General features: G+C 66.8%; 12 protein-coding genes. 5 read left to right on the forward strand and 7 right to left on the reverse strand.

Annotation, left to right across the window (positions count from 1 at the left end):
- Nucleotides 1–202: 202 nt before the first annotated feature.
- On the forward strand, nucleotides 203–1,123 hold the full coding sequence (locus AC1DS0_RS23575; RefSeq protein WP_476816672.1) for an N-formylglutamate amidohydrolase: 921 nt from the start codon (nucleotides 203–205) through the stop codon (nucleotides 1,121–1,123).
- 351 nt (nucleotides 1,124–1,474) lie between these two features.
- Nucleotides 1,475–2,257, forward strand: coding sequence for a histidinol-phosphatase (hisN, locus tag AC1DS0_RS23580; RefSeq protein WP_476816673.1), 783 nt, complete (start codon nucleotides 1,475–1,477; stop codon nucleotides 2,255–2,257).
- Here the strand turns inward: hisN and AC1DS0_RS23585 are convergent.
- Nucleotides 2,162–3,229 (reverse strand): alpha/beta fold hydrolase, encoded by a 1,068-nt coding sequence (locus AC1DS0_RS23585; protein ID WP_476816674.1) that lies wholly within the window; start codon nucleotides 3,227–3,229, stop codon nucleotides 2,162–2,164. The genes hisN and AC1DS0_RS23585 overlap by 96 nt on opposite strands.
- A 177-nt stretch (nucleotides 3,230–3,406) precedes the next feature.
- Between AC1DS0_RS23585 and AC1DS0_RS23590 the strand changes: the two genes are divergently transcribed.
- A complete protein-coding gene (locus AC1DS0_RS23590) occupies nucleotides 3,407–3,868 on the forward strand; it encodes an Hsp20 family protein (protein ID WP_476816675.1) in 462 nt (153 codons plus the stop codon).
- Nucleotides 3,869–3,960: 92 nt separating this feature from the next.
- On the opposite strand, the gene AC1DS0_RS23595 is transcribed toward AC1DS0_RS23590, so the two are convergent.
- Nucleotides 3,961–4,770: a hypothetical protein gene (locus AC1DS0_RS23595; protein WP_476816676.1), complete on the reverse strand. Its 810-nt coding sequence runs from the start codon at nucleotides 4,768–4,770 to the stop codon at nucleotides 3,961–3,963.
- Between the two features lie 102 nt (nucleotides 4,771–4,872).
- A complete protein-coding gene (locus AC1DS0_RS23600; protein ID WP_476816677.1) occupies nucleotides 4,873–5,931 on the reverse strand; it encodes a threonine aldolase family protein in 1,059 nt (352 codons plus the stop codon).
- 691 nt (nucleotides 5,932–6,622) lie between these two features.
- On the opposite strand from AC1DS0_RS23600, the gene gltB reads away from it, so the two are divergent.
- Both gltB and AC1DS0_RS23610 read left to right on the forward strand, forming a co-directional pair.
- Complete coding sequence (gene gltB / locus AC1DS0_RS23605; protein ID WP_476816678.1) at nucleotides 6,623–11,359, forward strand: glutamate synthase large subunit; 4,737 nt, start codon at nucleotides 6,623–6,625, stop codon at nucleotides 11,357–11,359.
- Between the two features lie 4 nt (nucleotides 11,360–11,363).
- A complete protein-coding gene (locus tag AC1DS0_RS23610) occupies nucleotides 11,364–12,788 on the forward strand; it encodes a glutamate synthase subunit beta (protein ID WP_476816679.1) in 1,425 nt (474 codons plus the stop codon).
- A 132-nt stretch (nucleotides 12,789–12,920) separates the two neighbouring features.
- On the opposite strand, the gene mutT is transcribed toward AC1DS0_RS23610, so the two are convergent.
- The 4 genes from mutT to argJ are packed head-to-tail and all read right to left on the reverse strand — an operon-like array spanning nucleotide 12,921 to nucleotide 16,006.
- Nucleotides 12,921–13,325, reverse strand: a complete 405-nt coding sequence (gene mutT / locus AC1DS0_RS23615; protein WP_476816680.1) for an 8-oxo-dGTP diphosphatase MutT — start codon at nucleotides 13,323–13,325, stop codon at nucleotides 12,921–12,923.
- A gap of 8 nt (nucleotides 13,326–13,333) precedes the next feature.
- Entirely contained in the window at nucleotides 13,334–13,846 is a 513-nt protein-coding gene (locus AC1DS0_RS23620) for a carboxypeptidase regulatory-like domain-containing protein (RefSeq protein ID WP_476816681.1), read from the reverse strand.
- A complete protein-coding gene (locus AC1DS0_RS23625) occupies nucleotides 13,843–14,784 on the reverse strand; it encodes a DMT family transporter (RefSeq protein ID WP_476816682.1) in 942 nt (313 codons plus the stop codon). The genes AC1DS0_RS23620 and AC1DS0_RS23625 overlap by 4 nt, the downstream gene beginning before the upstream one ends.
- Nucleotides 14,753–16,006 (reverse strand): bifunctional glutamate N-acetyltransferase/amino-acid acetyltransferase ArgJ, encoded by a 1,254-nt coding sequence (argJ, locus tag AC1DS0_RS23630; RefSeq protein WP_476816683.1) that lies wholly within the window; start codon nucleotides 16,004–16,006, stop codon nucleotides 14,753–14,755. The genes AC1DS0_RS23625 and argJ overlap by 32 nt, the downstream gene beginning before the upstream one ends.
- Nucleotides 16,007–16,056: the final 50 nt, after the last annotated feature.

Here is a 16,056-nt window from a genome sequence, read left to right on the forward strand (position 1 = left end):
CGTACCGGGTGGCCGTCCCTGCCATCCCGGGTGTCGCCGGTCCAGCCCGGCGTGAGGCGAACTCGTCGCTCGCACACACCCGGATGGATCAGCCAGTTCTATTTGGCGACATTACGGTAAACAACCAGTGAAGGCTGGCTAGCCAGATGACGAAAGGTCAGGCCCTTCAAACAGCGGCAGCTTTGTGCTTGAGTCCATCAACATGACACTGCCAGCCGGATACTCTTTTCCTCGCCCGGACGACGTGATCGCCGAGATCGAGCGGCCGTTCACGCTCCATCAGCCCGCGCTGCAGGTCGTCCCCGTCATCGTCGACGTGCCCCATGCCGGGCGGCGCTATCCGCGCGCCTTCGTCGAGGGCTCGCGCCTGCCGCTGCGGGCGCTGCGCCGCTCGGAGGACGCCTATGTCGACCTGCTCTTCTCCCATGCGGTCGCGCTCGGCGCGCCCCTGCTCGTCGCCGAGTTCCCGCGCGCTTTTCTCGACGCCAACCGCGAGCCCTACGAACTCGATCCGCGCATGTTCGAGGGCCGGCTGCCCGGCTTCGCCAACACCCGCTCGCTGCGCGTCGCCGGCGGGCTCGGCACGATCCCGCGCATCGTCGGCGAATCCTATGAGATCTATTCCGCCCGCATTCCGGTCGAGAGTGCGCTCAGCCGGATCGAGGCGCTCTACCGGCCCTATCACGCAGGCCTGCGCCATCTGGTGAACCGCACCCAGGCCAGCTTCGGCAGCTGCATCCTGGTCGACGCCCATTCCATGCCCTCGACCGGACTCGATCGCGACGGCGTCGCCAAGGCCGACATCATCCTCGGCGACCGCTTCGGCACCAGCGCCGCGAGCTTCGTGGTGGATGCGGCGGAAGAAGCGTTCGCGCGCGCCGGGCTCACCGTAACCCGTAACCGCCCCTATGCCGGCGGCTTCATCACCGAGCATTACGGTGCCCCCGGCTCCGGCGTGCATGCCCTGCAGATCGAGGTCAGCCGCGGCCTCTACATGAACGAGGCGACGCTCGAGCCGAACAGCGGCTTTTCGGCGCTTCAGCAGGTGATCAGCGCCGCCATGGCCGAATGCTTCGCGCGCTGGAGCGGCTGGAGCGACGACTGGCGCCAAGCCGCGGAGTAAGCCTCCATACGCAGCCAATCCCTTGAGGCCGAAAAGAAAAAGGGCCGCGCACTTTCGTGGCGGCCCGAAGTCTAGGGAGGAAACGCCCAAGGAGGGCAACGAAGGTTTGAGGTCATCTCCCCTTCGCAGCGCACAATAACGCGTTGCGCCGCAAAAACGCAAGTCGAAACACGGATATCGACATGCAAAAAACGCATGACGAACCACATAATCGTCATGAGCCGTCCGATTTCGTCAGACCGACTGAGGCTGAACTGTCCTGACCTGATCGGTCTCTGCCGGGACGGCGCTTGTCATCCCGTGCGCCGCACAGCATGAAGGCGGCAGGCGGGTGGAGCCAAGGAAAGCCTGATGAGCGCGGTCGACTTCACGGAATTCGTTGCCCGGCTGGCAACCCTGTCGGGCCAGGCGATCCTGCCCTTCTTCCGCGCCCGGCATACCACCGAGGACAAGTCCGGCGGCGGCGTCTTCGACCCCGTGACCGAGGGCGATCGCGCCGGTGAGGACGTGATGCGCAACCTGATCAAGCGCACCTTCCCGGCCCATGGCATCCTCGGCGAGGAATTCGGCTCCGAGAATGCCGACGCCGACTATGTCTGGGTGCTCGACCCGATCGACGGCACCCGCGCCTTCATCTCCGGCATCCCGGTCTGGGGCACGCTGATCGGCCTGACCCGCAAGGGCGTGCCGGTCTACGGCATGATGAACCAGCCCTTCACCGGCGAGCGCTTCTCCGGCGACGGCCGCATGGCGCGCTACGAAGGGCCGAACGGACCGCGCACGCTGCACACCCGCCAGGTGGCCGATCTCACTGAGGCGACGCTGATGACGACGAGCCCGAACCTCTTCGTCGACGGGCAGAAAGCCGCTTACAACCGGGTCGAAAGCGCCGTCCGCATGGCGCGCTATGGCTGCGACTGCTACGCCTATTGCATGCTCGCCGCCGGCCATATCGATCTCGTCATCGAAAGCGGGCTGAAGCCTTATGACATCGTCGCGCTGATCCCGATCATCGAGGGCGCCGGTGGCATCGTCACCTCATGGGACGGTGGCAGCGCCGCCCAGGGCGGCAGCATCCTCGCCGCCGGCAACAAGACCTTGCACCAGGCCGCTCTCGCTCTCCTGAACGGCTGACGTCGGGGCAGACATCTCGACCGGCACATCCTCGCCGGGGATGAAGGCGTCGAAGGCTGCCCAGAACTGCGCCCGGATCGCGTCGGTCTCCATCAGGATCTCATGGCGCGCCGTCGGCAGCACCAGGGCGGAACCCGTCTTGAGCCTCGCCGCGAAGCGCTCGATCGCCGGCGTCGACACCACGGGATCGCGCCCGGCGGCGACGATCAGCGTCGGCACCCTGACCTCGAGCGGCGCGCGCGGCTGCGCCAGCCGATCCATCAACTGGAAGGCGGCGTGGATCCAGCCGACGCTGGGGTCGCCGATCGCAAGATCGCGCGCCGCAGCCGACAAGGCAGCGTTGCGGGCATAGCGGACGGGGTCCGAGCTCAGCCGGTTGCCCTCGAACGGCTTGGTGCCGATCGCCGTGTCGCCGCCGCCGGGCACGAAGGCCTTGCCGAAGCCGAGCCAGTACAGCACCCGCGCCAGCCAGCGGGCGCCGCGCGGATTTTCAATCATGCCGATGCCGAGCATCGGCGCGATCGCGACCAGCCGCTCCACCGGCAGCGCCTCGTGCCGGGCGGCGTCGAGGCAGAGCGCCGCGCCCATCGAGTGCGCCAGGACGAAATAGGGGGGCGGCTGGCGCTCCCGCATCTGCGCCACGACCAGCGCGAGATCGCGCTCGTAATGCACCAGCCGGCCGACATGTCCCTTGCGCGGCCGGCCGGTGAAGCGCTGCGAGCCGCCCTGGCCGCGCCAGTCGAAGGTCAGGACATGAAAGCCGCGGCGACGCAGCTCGGCGATCGTCTCGCTGTAGCGCTCGATGAACTCGGCTCGTCCCTGCACGACCAGGACGGTGCCCCTCTCCCGCCGCACGCTCGGGCGCCAGCTCGCCAGGCGCAGACGCGCGCCATCACCGGTCTGCGCAAACCAGACCTTGCCGTGGCCGGGCACCGGGTAGTCCGGCTGGTGGAAGAATTCGGCCTCGGTCATCGACACTCCGGCAGGCTCACCGCCTCGTTATGCCCAGTTGGACCCGGTCTTGAAAAGCCGGAAAACGTCACCCAGATCATTGCTGCGCAGGCCGTGAAGCGGCTGCGCGAGCCTAACCCAAAGCCCGCGCTCATGATGAGGCGGGTGATCAACTGTCGCTTCCCCTGGAGGACAATCATGCGTTCCTACGATCTTTCCCCGCTCTATCGCTCGACCGTCGGCTTCGACCGCCTGTTCTCGCTGCTCGACCAGGCCACCAGCGTCGAGAATACGCCGAGCTATCCCCCCTACAATATCGAACGCACCGCCGAGAACGCCTATCGCATCTCGATCGCGGTCGCCGGTTTCGGTGAGGCCGACCTCTCGATCGAGAGCAAGGAGAATGCGCTGACCGTCCGCGGCGAAAAGAAGGTCGCCGAGGATGCCGAGAAGCGCGAAGTCCTGCATCAGGGCATCGCCGCTCGCGCCTTCGAGCGCCGCTTCCAGCTCGCCGACTATGTCCAGGTCACCGGTGCCAGCCTCGAGAACGGCTTGCTCCATATCGACCTCGTCCGCGAGATTCCCGAGGCCAAGAAACCCCGCCTGATTCCGATCGGCGCGCAGGGCGCCAAGGTGATCGAGGCCAGGAAGGCCGCGTAACCGATATCGGTGTGCAAGCACCGCTTGCCTGAAACGAGAGAGCCTCCCCGGGAAACCGGGGAGGCTCTTTGTCTAGGCGTGCTGCGTAGCCCTTAGTTCGGCGGATTGACCGGCGCTATCGGCGTCTCCGGCTTCGGCTGCGCCGTCTTCATCTCCTCGATCTGCACCGGCGGCAGCGTCGTATCGGGCGTCGGGATGCCGCTCGGATGCGCCCGTGCCAGCGGCGGCAGGCGATCGGGCTCCTCGGCCCCGCGGACATCCTGCGGATTGACCAGTTTCGGCTTGCCGATGTCGCTCGGCGCGACCGAGGGTATCGCAACCGGCTTCGCCACGGGCGCATCGGGCTTGGGGGCAGCCGGTGACGGCGGAACGACCGTCGCCGGCGCGCTCGCCTCGGCCGGCGGCTGTGCCGGCTTCAACGCGGCTGGGCGCTCGGGCGGGCGCGGCGTCAGCTTCTTCGGCGCCGCGCGCTCCTCCTCGCGCGGATCGAGCCTGACGGTCCGCGGCGGCGGCTGCAGCACGATCCGGTCGATCAGCTCGCCATTGAAGCGGTCGATGATCAGCCGCACCCGCGACCCGTTCGCCGCCAGGCCGTCGACGACGATGGCCGAACTGGTACGCACCGTCCGCTGCACCTCGCGCAGACCGAATTCCTGCACTGCGATCCGTCCGACGGCCCGTGGCGGGATCGGTGCGGCCCGGCGCGGCGCATAATCGTAGCGCGGGCCATAATCATCGTCGTAATCGTAGCCATAGCCGTAGCGGGCGTAGCCACCGCCATAGTCGTCGAGCTGCGCCAGGGCCGAGCCGCTCGCGCCGGCCATCACGGCCAGAACGGCGAGGCCGGCCACCCGATGGCGCAAGCGGCGCGGCGCGGCGGCGGGCGAAACCAAAACTGCCATGGTCTGTCCTCTGTCAGACGAAATTCGCAGTCTTCAGTTCTTGATAAGGATTGCGGCGCGCTTGCGGCGTGAATCGGCTGGGAAACAGGCTCTTTCCGGTGTCTAGACGGTCGCCAGAACGGCGGCGAGCCGGTCGACCTCCTCTGCCCGCGTCGCAAACGAGCAAACGAAGCGCCCGACGACCTCATCAGGCTGGAGCTCCTGTCCGGCAGGCAACGCATCGTCCGACCAGGCGATATATTGCACGCCCTGTGTGTCCAGCACCGCTTGAGCCCGTAGCGGCAGCACGAGAAAGACCTCATTCGCCTCGCTGGCCCAGGCCAGCCGCAGCTTGCCCGCAGCCACGACGGCATCAGCCAAGCGCCGGGCCATCGCATTGGCATGGCGGGCAAGGTCGAGCCAGTGGCCATCGGCCAGCAGCCCTTCGAACTGCGCTCCGATCAGCCGGCCCTTGGACAGGGTGTGCCCGGCGCGCTTGCGTCGCCACGGCATCTCACCTGCATTGGCCGGATCGAAGACGATCACCGCTTCGGCGGCGAAGGCGCCGTTCTTGGTGCCGCCGAAGGAGAGCACGTCGACACCCGCCCTCCAGGTGATTTCGGCGGGCGCGCAAACCAGCGCCGCGACCGCATTGGCGAAGCGGGCCCCGTCCATGTGCAGCTTCAGCCCACGTGGCGCGATCGCCTGCTTCAGTGCCGCGATCTCCTCCGCTTTGTAGACCAGCCCGCATTCGGTCGCCTGCGTGATCGACAGCATCTGCGGCTGGACCTGATGCACGGCGCCGGAATGCATGCGCGCAAGCTGATCGATGACGACCTCCGGCGCGAGCTTGCAGCCATCGCCCGGCAAGCCGACGATCTTTGCTCCACCGGTGAAGAATTCGGGCGCCCCGCATTCATCGGCGGCGATATGCGCTTCATGATGACAGAGCACCGCCCCCCAGGGCTGGACCAGGCTCGCCAACGCCAGCGAGTTCGCCGCCGTGCCGGTCGTGACCAGGAAGACCGCGACCTCCCGCTCGAACAGCTCGGCGAACAGCCCTTCGACCCGCTTGGTCCAGGCATCGTTGCCATAGCCGGCGGCAAAGCCGTCATTGGCCGCCGCCATAGCCTGCATCACCGGCGCGCTCGCCCCGGCCAGATTGTCGCTGATGAAGTTCATGGAGATATCCGGCGGGCCGCTGCGAGGTTCCGAGGGATAAGCAGCCTCCTGCCGCAGCGCAATCGATGCTGGAGCCCGTTCCGATCTGCTTGCACCGCAAGCCGATCGGTAAAACGGTCTCCAAACTAAAAGTAAGAGACGGATTCACCGATCAGGTTGATTCAACCTGATCGGATCCGGCTCTCGCGCAGGGCAGCCCCGATTCTTAAGATCGACAACTTCCGGCTTGGCGCACCAGCCATCATGATGTGAAAATGTCCGACTGGAGAGAGAGATCGCAATAAAATGTCGCTGCAACGCAAAATCGACGCTTGTGCCCAGATTGGAATTCTGGCAAGGTCAAGGCAATAGGACAGCGATGCTGTCCCATTTCAGAGCGGGCCTCGCCGAGGCCCCGGCGCAGGCGGATGGAGCGGACGATGACGGGAGGTACGGCAAATAAAGCCAAAGCCAACCGTACGACGCGCGCCGCCCGCAAAACGGCGGCGTGACCAGGCGCGGCAGGGCTTAACGCCCGGGGCGCCTGCGGAGGACGCGGGCGCAAGACAAGACCAGCGCAAGCAACCTTCGCAAACCGAGAATAAAGCCGGACCGGCCCGATCCTTGCTCGACAAGGTGGAAGCCGGAGCGGCGGTGGACTTTGGCTGGCTCCCGAGCCGATGCTGCGGGACCGATGCGGGCGGAGGCGACGATGAGCGAGAGCAGGAAGGCGAGCGCGATGGCCAACACCACTGCTAAAGTTGCCACCACGACGACGGCCGCTTTCGAGCGCTTCCCCGAGGTGCGCGATCCGGCCATGCCGGCCCGCCAGGGCCTCTATGATCCGTCCTATGAGAAGGACTCCTGCGGCGTCGGCTTCATCGCCGACATGAAGAACCGCAAGAGCCATGCGATCGTCGCGCAGGGCCTGCAGATCCTGCACAATATCGACCATCGCGGCGCGGTCGGCGCCGATCCCAAGCTCGGCGACGGCTGCGGCATCCTCACCCAGATTCCGCATCGCTTCTTCAAGGAAGAATGCGCCAGGATCGGCATCGAGTTGCCCGAGCCCGGCCATTACGCCATCGGCCAGTTCTTCATGCCGCAGGAGGCCGACAACCGCGCCGTCTGCGAGGAGATCGTCGCCCAGACGGTCGAGGAGGAAGGCCTGATCTTCCTCGGCTGGCGCGACGTGCCGGTCGACAACAGCGACCTCGGCGAGGCCGTCAAGGAGACCGAGCCCTGCCATCGCCAGATCTTCGTCGGCCGTCCGGCCGAGATCACCGACGAGGACGAGTTCGAGCGCCAGGTCTATGTCCTCAGGAAGTCGGTCTCGAACAAGGTCTACAAGCGCCATGACCGGGCGACGGCGACCTATTACCCGGTCTCCTTCTCCTGCCGGACCATCGTCTACAAGGGCATGGTGCTGGTCACCCAGCTCGGCGACTACTTCAAGGACCTGACCGACGAGCGCTTCGAGAGCGCGCTCGCCCTCGTCCACCAGCGCTTCGCCACCAACACCTTCCCGTCCTGGCGCCTCGCCCACCCCTACCGGATGGTCGCCCATAACGGCGAGATCAACACGCTGCGCGGCAACGTCAACTGGATGGCGGCCCGCCAGGCCTCGGTCGATTCCGAGCTCTTCGGCGCCGACATCTCCAAGCTCTGGCCGATCTCCTATGAGGGCCAGTCCGACACCGCCTGCTTCGACAACGCCCTCGAATTCCTGGTCCAGGGCGGCTATTCGCTCGCCCACGCCATGATGATGCTGGTGCCCGAGGCCTGGGCCGGCAACCCGCTGATGGATGAGAGCCGGCGCGCCTTCTACGAATACCACGCCGCACTGATGGAGCCGTGGGACGGCCCGGCCGCGATCGCCTTCACCGACGGCCGCCAGATCGGCGCGACGCTCGACCGCAACGGCCTGCGCCCCGCCCGCTATCTCGTCACCGACGATGGCCTCGTCGTGCTCGCCTCGGAGTTCGGCGTGCTGCCGATCCCGGAGGAGAAGATCGTCCAGAAGTGGCGCCTCCAGCCCGGCAAGATGCTGCTGATCGACCTCGAAGAGGGCCGCATCATCGGCGACGACGAGATCAAGAGCACGCTCTGCCTCGCCAACCCCTACAAGGACTGGCTGAAGCGCACCCAGATCGTGCTCGAGGACCTGCCGCCGGTCGAAGCACGGGCATCGCGGACCGATGTCGCCCTGCTCGATCGCCAGCAATCCTTCGGCTACACCCAGGAAGACACCAAGATCCTGATGGCGCCGATGGCGGTGACCGGTCAGGAAGCCGTCGGCTCGATGGGCACCGACACCCCGATCTCGGCGCTCTCCTCGAAGTCGAAGCTGCTCTACACCTATTTCAAGCAGAACTTCGCCCAGGTCACCAACCCGGCGATCGACCCGATCCGCGAGGAGCTCGTGATGAGCCTCCTCTCCTTCATCGGGCCGCGGCCGAACATCCTCGACCTCGAGGGCACCTCGCGCCGCAAGCGCCTGGAAGTGCGCCAGCCGATCCTGACCAATGACGATCTCGAGAAGATCCGCTGCATTGGTCACTACGAGGATCGCTTCGACACCAAGACGCTCGACATCACCTATCCGACCCGCGAGGGCGCGGCAGGCATGGAAGGCGCGATCGAGCGCCTGTGCGAGCGCGCCGAAGCGGCCGTCCATGGCGGCTACAACATCATCATCCTCTCCGACCGACAGGTTGGGCCCGACCGCATCCCGATCCCGGCGCTGCTGGCGACGGCGGCGGTCCACCATCACCTGATCCGCAAGGGCCTGCGCACCTCGGTCGGCCTCGTCATCGAATCCGGCGAGCCGCGCGAAATCCATCACTTCGCCTTGCTCGCCGGCTTCGGCGCCGAGGCGATCAACCCCTATCTCGCCTTCGAGACACTCGAAGCGCTGTTCGAGGCCGGCGAGTTCCCGCCGGAGGTCGACCGCTACGAGGTGGTGAAGCGCTTCATCAAGTCGGTCGGCAAGGGCCTGCTCAAGGTCATGTCCAAGATGGGCATCTCGACCTACCAGTCCTATTGCGGCGCCCAGATCTTCGATGCCGTCGGCCTGCGCACGCAGTTCATCGACAAGTACTTCACCGGGACCATCTCCTCGATCGAGGGCGTCGGCCTCGCCGAGATCGCCGAGGAGAGCGTGCGCCGCCATCGCGACGCCTTCGGCGGTTCGCCGATCTATCGCGATGCCCTCGACATCGGCGGCGAATACGCCTTCCGCCTGCGCGGCGAGGCGCATGCCTGGACGCCGGAGAACATCGCGCTGCTCCAGCACGCCGTGCGCGGCAACGCCCGCGACAAGTTCAAGGCCTATTCCGACCTGGTCAACGACCAGAGCGAGAAGCTCTCGACCATTCGCGGCCTGTTCCACGTCAAGATGGCCAACGAGCTCGGCCGCAAGCCGATCCCGCTCGACGAGGTCGAGAGCGCGGTCTCGATCGTCAAGCGCTTCTCCACCGGTGCCATGTCCTTCGGCTCGATCAGCCATGAGGCGCACTCGACGCTGGCACTCGCGATGAATGCGATCGGCGGCAAGTCGAACACCGGCGAGGGCGGCGAGGAGCCCGAGCGCTTCAAGCCGCTGCCGGATGGCCGCTCGATGCGCTCCGCGATCAAGCAGGTCGCCTCGGGCCGCTTCGGCGTCACCACCGAATATCTCGTCAACTCGGCGATGATGCAGATCAAGGTCTCGCAGGGCGCCAAGCCTGGCGAGGGCGGCCAGCTGCCCGGCCACAAGGTCGATGCCCGCATCGCCAAGGTCCGGCATTCGACCCCGGGCGTCGGCCTGATCTCGCCGCCGCCGCACCACGACATCTATTCGATCGAGGATCTCGCCCAGCTGATCTTCGACCTGAAGAACGTCAACCCGGCCGCGGACGTCTCGGTCAAGCTCGTCTCCGAGCTCGGCGTTGGCACCGTCGCCGCCGGCGTCGCCAAGGCGCGCGCCGACCACATCACCATCGCCGGCTATGAGGGTGGCACCGGCGCTTCGCCGCTGACCTCGATCAAGCATGCGGGATCGCCCTGGGAGATCGGCCTCGCCGAGACCCACCAGATCCTGGTGATGAACAAGCTGCGCGGCCGCATCGCCCTGCAGGTCGATGGTGGCCTGCGCACCGGCCGCGACATCGTCGTCGGCGCGCTGCTCGGGGCCGATGAGTTCGGCTTCGCCACGGCGCCGCTGATCGCCGCCGGCTGCATCATGATGCGCAAGTGCCATCTCAACACCTGCCCGGTCGGCGTCGCCACCCAGGATCCGGTGCTGCGCAAGCGCTTCAAGGGCCAACCCGAGCACGTCATCAACTTCTTCTTCTTCCTCGCCGAGGACGTGCGCGAGATCATGGCGGAGATGGGCGTCAAGAGCTTCGACGAGCTCGTCGGCCGCTCCGACTGGCTCGACAAGAAGGAAGCCATCGACCACTGGAAGGCCAAGGGGCTCGACTTCGCCCGCATCTTCCACAAGCCGGAAGCCGGCAAGGGCGTCGCCATCCGCAATGTCGAGCGCCAGCACCACCCGATCGAGTCGGTGCTCGACCGCACCCTGATCGCCAAGGCCGGCGCCTCGCTCGACAGCGGCGCTCCGGTCGTGATCGAGAGCACCATCCGCAATGTCGATCGCTCGACCGGCGCGATGATCTCGGGCGAGATCGCCAAGCGCCATGGCGGGCTCGGCCTGCCGGACGACGCGATCACGGTGAAGCTGACCGGCACCGCCGGCCAGAGCTTCGGCGCCTGGGTCGCCGGCGGCCTGACGCTCGACCTCACCGGCCAGGCCAACGACTATGTCGGCAAGGGCCTGTCGGGCGGCAAGCTGATCATCCGCCCTGATCCGAAGTCGCGTGCGCTCGCCGAGGAGGCGATCATCGTCGGCAACACCGTGCTCTACGGCGCGATCTCCGGCGAATGCTACTTCCGCGGCGTCGCCGGCGAGCGCTTCGCCGTGCGCAATTCCGGCGCGATCGCGGTGGTCGAGGGCACCGGCGACCACGGCTGCGAGTATATGACCGGCGGCGTCGTCGTCGTGCTCGGTCAGACCGGGCGCAACTTCGCGGCCGGCATGTCGGGCGGCATCGCCTACGTCCTCGACGAGGACAGGAGCTTCGCCAAGCGCTGCAACCTCTCCATGGTCGATCTCGAGCCGGTGCCGGAGGAGGAGGAGCTGACCCAGCGCCTCTACCATCATGGCGGCGACCTCGAGTTCAAGGGCCGCATCGACGTCATGGCCAACATGTCCGGCTACGACGCCGAGCGCCTGCACCAGCTCATCGCCAACCACCTGAAATACACCGGGTCGGCGCGGGCACAGGCGATCCTGGAGAACTGGGCGGACTACCTGCCCAAATTCGTCAAGGTCATGCCGGTCGAGTACCGGCGCGCACTACTGGAAATCGAGCGGGCCCAGGCCGGCGTCTCGGTCGCGGCGGAGTGACACGATGGGCAAGGTAACCGGCTTTCTCGAGATCGACCGCCGCGACCGGAAGTATCTTCCGGCCTCGGACCGGATTCGGAACTACAAGGAATTCGTGATCCCGCTCGGCCGGGAGGCGACCCGCGACCAGGCGGCGCGCTGCATGAATTGCGGCATCCCGTATTGTCACAATGGCTGCCCGGTCAACAACCAGATCCCGGACTGGAACGACCTCGTCTACAACGACAAGTGGCAGGAGGCGCTGACCAACCTGCACTCGACCAATAACTTCCCGGAGTTCACCGGCCGCGTCTGCCCCGCCCCGTGCGAGGCGTCCTGCACGCTGAACCTCGAGGACACCCCGGTCACCATCAAATCGATCGAATGCGCGATCGTCGACAAGGGTTGGCAGGAAGGCTGGATCAAGCCCGAGCCGGCTTCGACGAAGACAGGCAAGAAGATCGCCATCATCGGCTCCGGCCCGGCCGGCCTCGCCGCCGCCCAGCAGCTCGCCCGCGTCGGCCACGAGGTCCATGTCTATGAGCGCCAGGGCCGCGCTGGTGGCCTGCTGCGCTACGGCATTCCTGACTTCAAGATGGAGAAGTCGCATGTCGATCGGCGCGTCACCCAGATGGAGGCCGAAGGCGTCGTCTTCCATTACGGCGTTAATGTCGGCATCGACATCGATCCGCAGGAACTGCTCGCTCAGTACGACGCGATCGGCCTGACCGGCGGCGCCGAGAAGCCGCGCGACCTGCCGATCGAGGGCCGCGATCTCGACGGCGTCCAGTTCGCCATGGACTTCCTGCCGCAGCAGAACCGCCGCAATGGCGGCGAGCCGGAGACATCGGGCAATGCCCGGCCGATCCTTGCCGGCGGCAAGCATGTCGTCGTCATCGGCGGCGGTGACACCGGATCGGATTGCATCGGCACCTCGGTGCGCCAGGGCGCGCTCTCGGTGACCCAGCTCGAGATCATGCCGCAGCCGCCGGAGAAGGAGAACAAGCAGCTGACCTGGCCGAACTGGCCGCTGAAGCTGCGGACGTCCTCCAGCCATGAGGAAGGTGCCGAGCGCGACTTCGCCGTCGGCACCGTCAAGTTCACCGGCGAGAACGGCAAGGTGAAGACGCTGCATTGCGCCAAGGTCGATGCCGGCTTCAAGCCGATCGAGGGCAGCGAGTTCCAGCTCAAGGCCGATCTCGTCCTGCTCGCCATGGGCTTCGTCTCGCCGGTGCATGACGGGCTCATCGCCAAGCTCGGCGTCAAGCTCGACGGGCGCGGCAATGTCGAAGCCAACATGCTGGCCTACAAGACCACGGTCGAGAAGGTCTTCGCCGCCGGCGACATGCGCCGCGGCCAGTCGCTGGTGGTCTGGGCGATCCGCGAGGGCCGCCAGATGGCCCACTCGATCGACAAGCACCTGATGGGCGAGACCATCCTGCCGCGCTAAGCGGCAATCGAAGGCACGTCATGCTCGGGCTTGACCCGAGCATCTCAGGCCGGAAGAGGCGCCACCCAGCGCCTTCTCATCACGAGATTCTCGGGTCGTCGCTGCGCGCCGCCCGAGAATGACGGCTGGAGCTCAAGCGCCCAGCAGATCGACCAGCGGCGGGATCAGCGGTTCGTCGGCTGGCGGCATGGCGAGGTCGCGCAGCTTGCCGGGACGCACCCATTTCAGCGCCTGCCCCTCGCGCGACATCGCCGTCCCCTCCCAACGCCGGCAGATATAGAGCGGCATCAGCAGGTGGAATTCGGGATAGGCGTAGCTGGCGAAGGTCAGCGGCGCCAGGCACGCTTCCTTGACCTCGATACCGAGTTCCTCGGCAAGCTCGCGGATCAGCGCCGGCTCCGGCCGCTCGCCGGCCTCCAGCTTGCCGCCGGGGAACTCCCACAAGCCTGCGAGGGACTTGCCTTCGGGGCGTTGGGTGACGAGGACGCGATTGTCGGAATCGACCAGCGCGCAGGCAACGACGAGCAGCAGCTTCACAGCAAGAACTAATGTCCCGAGAGGATGACCTCGACCGGCTCGGTCTCCTTGCCGGTCAGCGTGACCTCGTCATAGACCGTGCCGCCCTCGCGGAAAACCTGATCCTCCTCGCCCCAGATCACCTGGGTCGAAATGAAATAGGTACCGGGCGCGACCTTGTCGAAGCTGAAGCGGCCCCGGGCCGTCGTCTTGGTCGTGCGGGTCAGCTCGGCATAGCGCGGATCGACCTGCTCGTTCGGATAGCGCCAGTGCGGCAGGAACTTGGCCCTGCCGAAGACGCGATTGAAGCGCTCGCGGGCATAGGCCGTCGCCGGGATCAGCCGGACGACCTCGCCGGCTGCATTCACGACCTGCCCCTTCGAGCGCGTCCGGAAGGCATGGCCGTCGATGACACCGGTCCCGGCTTTTCGGATGAAGGCCGCCTCTTCCGCCGAGAACGAGGATACCGTCGACGACGGCCCCTGCGCGACACAAGCTCCCAGCAGGGCCGCAAGGCCCAGCACGCAGGCTATCCTCATCATCTGGCTCGTCCCCCCGCAGGCGCCGTCGATACCAGAAAGACGCCAGCGAGGATGATGCAACCTCCGATAATCTGCCGCAACTCCAGCGTTTCGCCGAGCACGAGCACACCCAGGACGGCGGCGACCGCCGGAACCAGATAGCCCGTCATCGCCGCCCGCGTCGGCCCGGCCGCACGGATCAGCCGCATGAAGAACGCCACCGGCATCGCTGTCGCGAACACGCCGAGCGCCAGCGCGGCCTGCCAATGCGGGGCCAGGGCCAGAAGTGCCCCCCAGCCGGAGAAGGTCAGCGTCAGCAACAGCGCTCCCGTGCCGGAGACCATCTGCTGGCCGAGCGCGAGCCGGATCGGATCGCCCGCTCGTGGCGGCACCGCGCGCGTGTAGAGGTTGGCGCAGGCATAGGACAGCGTCGCACCGACCATGGCAAGCAGGCTGAGCGCCGTGCCGCCGCCCTCGATCAGGCGCGGCCCGATCAGGATGGCGACGCCGGCCATGCCGACCAGGATGCCGCCGAGCCGGCGCCGGCTCAGATGCTCTTCCGAGAACAGGAAATGCGCGAACAGCGCCGTGACCAGCGGCCCTGCTGCCTGGATCATCGCCGCCGGGCCGCTGGCAAGCTGGATCAGCGCATAGGCGACGAGCACGTTCGGCAGCCAGCCATTGCACGTGCCGAGCACCAGCCAGTGGCGGATCTCATGGCGACGCGGCAGCGGGCTCTGGCTGCGCGCCGCGACGAAGAGTGCCAACGTCGCCGCCCCCAGCAGGCCGCGGCAGGCGGCGATCGCCCAGGGAGCGACGTCGCCGGCCATCAGCTTGATGAACAAATAGCTGCTGCCCCAGAGGAAGGAGCAGACAGCGAGGTTGCCGACGATGAACGTCCTGCTCGGGCCTACCGGGCCCGAAGGCTCAGGAGCGGTAGTCGCCGTTGATTTCGACATAGGCCTTGGTCAGGTCGCAGGTCCAGACAGTGGCCTTGCCGCGGCCGAGGCCGAGATCGGCGGTGACGACGATGTGCTCGCCTTTCATGTAGTCGGAGACGGCCTGCTCGTCATAGGAACCGGCGCGCGCACCCGCTTCCGCCACCTTGATCGCACCGAAGGAGATGTCGAGCCTGTCACGATCGGCCGGCTCGCCGGCCTTGCCGACCGCCATGACGATACGGCCCCAATTGGCGTCCTCGCCGGCGACCGCCGTCTTGACCAGCGGTGAATTGGCGATCGAGAACGCGACCTTCTTGGCCGAGCGCGCCGACTTCGCCCCGACGATGCGGACCTCGACGAACTTGCGGGCGCCCTCGCCATCCTTGCAGACGAGGTGCGAAAGCTCGAGCAGCAGCGCGTTCAGCGCCCGCTTGAAGCCGGAAAGCCGGGCATCGTTCGGATCGGTGATCTCCGGCACGCCGCGTGCCCTAGCCTTGCCCGTCGAGAACAGCATCAGCGTGTCGGAGGTCGAGGTGTCGCTGTCGACCGTGATCGCGTTGAACGAGCCCTTGACGCCCTTCGACAGCAGGGCCTGCAGCACGGGAGCCGCGATCGGCGCGTCAGTGAAGACGAAGGAGAGCATCGTCGCCATGTCGGGCGCGATCATGCCGGCGCCCTTGGCGATGCCGGCGATCACCACCTCATGGCCATCGATCTTGGCCTTGCGCGAGACCGCCTTCGGGAAGGTGTCGGTGGTCATGATCGCCTTGGCGGCATCGAGCCATGGGCCGTCGGCGGCGCGCTTGGCGCAATCGGCCAGCACACCCTCGAACTTGGTCGCGTCAAGCGGCTCGCCGATCACGCCGGTCGAGGCGATGAAGACCTCTTCCGCCTTGCAGCCTGCGGCCTTGGCCGCGATCTTCGCGGTCAGAGCTACCGAGTCGCGGCCTTTCAGGCCGGTGAAGGCATTGGCATTGCCGGAATTGACGACGATGGCGCGCGCCTTGCCCTGCGCCAGATTCTCCCGGCACCAGTCGACCGGCGCCGACGGGCATTTCGAGCGGGTGAAGACGCCGGCGGCCTGCGAGCCCTCGTCGAGCAGGACGAGCACCACATCGGTGCGGCCCTTGTAGCGGATGCCGGCCTCGGCAGTGGCAAAGCGCACGCCCGGCACCGCCGGGACCTTGGGCTGGCGCTTCGGCGCGAGCGGAGAAACGGGAACATCCTTGCCAGCCATCATGCGCCTCCTCGTATGGTTGGCTCGATGTGCCGCAGCAACGGCGCGAAGAC

Source organism: Allobosea sp. P4_H5 (genome assembly GCF_056400825.1).